Source organism: Streptomyces sp. HSW2009 (genome assembly GCF_040240285.1).
Classification (GTDB): domain Bacteria; phylum Actinomycetota; class Actinomycetes; order Streptomycetales; family Streptomycetaceae; genus Streptomyces.
The window spans coordinates 1-2,423 of sequence record NZ_JBEHZD010000831.1 but is presented as its reverse complement, the minus strand read 5'-3'; the positions used below and the strand labels follow the sequence as shown (position 1 = coordinate 2,423).

At 74.9% G+C, this 2,423-nt stretch carries 1 protein-coding gene; it reads right to left on the bottom strand.

The genetic code is table 11. The features are described from left to right. Positions 1-168: 168 nt before the first annotated feature. Positions 169-2,423 (bottom strand): anthranilate synthase component I (locus tag AAHZ94_RS32695; RefSeq protein WP_349997334.1); only part of this gene is annotated, 2,255 nt, incomplete at its 5' end.

Below are 2,423 nucleotides of genomic sequence, written 5' to 3'. Positions count from 1 at the left end.
CGAACCCGGGCAGCCCGGCCCGTACGGCCGCGGGCAGCGCCGCGAACGGCCACTCGCCCACGGCCGCGTGCGCCACCCGCACCGCCGGGCCCGCGAAGAGCCCCGCAACCGTCGCGTCCGCGGTCGCAGCGTCCGCGACCGCTGCATCCGCGGTCGTCGCGTGCACGGTCAACGGGGGGTGCGGATGAGGTGGGTGACCGCGTTGGCGACCACCTGGTGGCCGGTCCTGCCCTCGCCCGACATGATCGACTCGGGGTGGAACTGGACCGCGGCCAGGCCGCGTTCGGCGTCCTCGACCGCCATCGCGACCGCGCCGTCGGCCGTCACGGCCGTCACCCGCAGCCCCTCCGGCAGCTCGCCCGGGTCCGCGTACAGCGAGTGGTAACGGCCCACGTCGAACGTCTCCGGCAGGCCGCCGAGCAGGCCGGACTCGACGGTGGTGCGGCGCACCCTGGAGGGCTTGCCGTGCACCGGCGCCGCCAGCGTCTTCAGGTCGCCGCCGAGGTACTCCACGATGCCCTGGAGGCCGAGGCAGACGCCGAAGACGGGGATGCCGAGCCGCTCCGCCTCGGCCAGCGTCGCCGAGACCTTGAAGTCGGCGGGGGTGCCGGGCCCGGGCGAGAGCACCACCAGATCGGGCCGGCGCTCCTCGATGAGGTCCAGGTGGCCGCCGCTGCGGTAGGTGTCCACGGTGGCGCCGGTCTCCCGGAAGTAGCCGGCCAGGCAGTGCACGAACGAGTCGCGGTGGTCCACCAGGAGGATCGAGCGGCCCTGCCCGGGACGCTCCCTGACCTCGGCGCTCGCGACCGGCGGCGCGCTGCCGACCAGCACGTCGAGCAGCGCCTTCGCCTTCAGCTCGGTCTCCTGCTCCTCGGCCACCGGGTCCGAGTCGAACAGCAGCGTCGCGCCGGCCCGTACGGTGCCCACGCCGTCCTTGATCTGGAGGGTGCGCAGCGTCAGGACGGTGTCCAGGCAGCCGTCGAAGCCGATCCGGCCGACGGCGCCGCCGTACCAGCGGCGCGGCGAACGCTCGTGCCGCTCGATGAACTCGACCGCGGCCAGCTTGGGCGCGCCGGTCACGGTGACCGCCCACAGATGGGCCAGGAAGGCGTCCAACGCGTCGAACTCCGGGCGCAGTTCGCCCTCCACGTGGTCCACGGTGTGGATGAGTGTGGAGTACACCTCGATGCTGCGCCGGGCGGTCACCTTGACCGTGCCGGGGACGCACACCCGCGACTTGTCGTTGCGGTCCACGTCCGTGCACATCGTCAACTCGTGCTCGTCTTTTGCCGAGTTGAGGAGTTCCCGGATGCGCTGGGCGTCCTCCAGGGCGTTGGCGCCGCGCTGGGCGGTGCCGCTGATCGGCGCGGATTCGACCAGGAGCCGGTCGGCGTCCCCCGCGACGCCCCGGCTGACCCGGACGAACATCTCCGGCGACGCACCCACCAGGTACTCCCCGTCGCCCAGGTTCATCAGCAGGCTGTGCGGGGCCGGGTTGCGCTCGTACAGCCGGCGGAAGAGGTGGGCCGGGGTCTCGGCGCACGGGTGCTTGAAGGTCTGGCTCGGCACCACCTCGAACAGGTCACCGGATCTGAACAGCGGCATCGCCGCCTCCACCACCTGCGCGTACTCCCCCAGCGCATGGTCGCGCCGGCCCTTTGCCGGCTGGCCGGGCACGAAGGGCTCGGCGGGCGTCGCGGTGGGCAGCCACTGGGTGCTCGCGGCCCCGGCGACGAAGTCGTAGCGGTGCCGCACGGCCTCGTCGCCGCGCAGGTCCAGGTCGTAGATGACGTCCGGCAGGTGCAGGACCAGGTCGCGGTCGGCCGCGTCGCGGCGCTGCCGCGGGTCCATCGGGTCGACCTGGAAGATCAGGTCGTAGCCGAACGCGCCGTACAGGCCGAGGAGTTCGTCCCGCGGCGCGGCGAGCCCCGCGATCAGCGCCCGGATCGCGGCGAAGACGCCCACGTGCCGGGTGCGGTCCTCCTCGGCGAAGACGCCGTGCGGGGTGCGGCCGTGCAGGTGCAGCGCGTCGCCGTCGGCGCGGACCGTACCCGGCAACGTGCCGAGGAGGGTGTGGAGGGTTGGCAGCAACACCCGGCCGCGTTCATTGAGCGCGGTCACCGTGAGCCGGTCGCCGCGCGCCACCGCTTCGAGCGGCGGGTCCACATAGCCGATGATGCGGTCCTGGCCCCGGAAGAGGACCAGGCCAGGGGGGGGGGGGGGGGGGGCCCCCCCCCCCGCGGCGCGCGCCCCCCCCCCCCCCCCCCCCCCCCCCCCCGCCCCGGCGCCCCCCCCCCCCCCCCCCCCCCCCCCCCCGCCCGCCGGGCGGCGGGAGTGCGGATCGGTGGCGCAGCGGCCGGCGTGCTCGCGTACGCACGGGACGGGAGTGGTACGGAGCGGCGCGGGGTCGGTCGTGCGGGGAG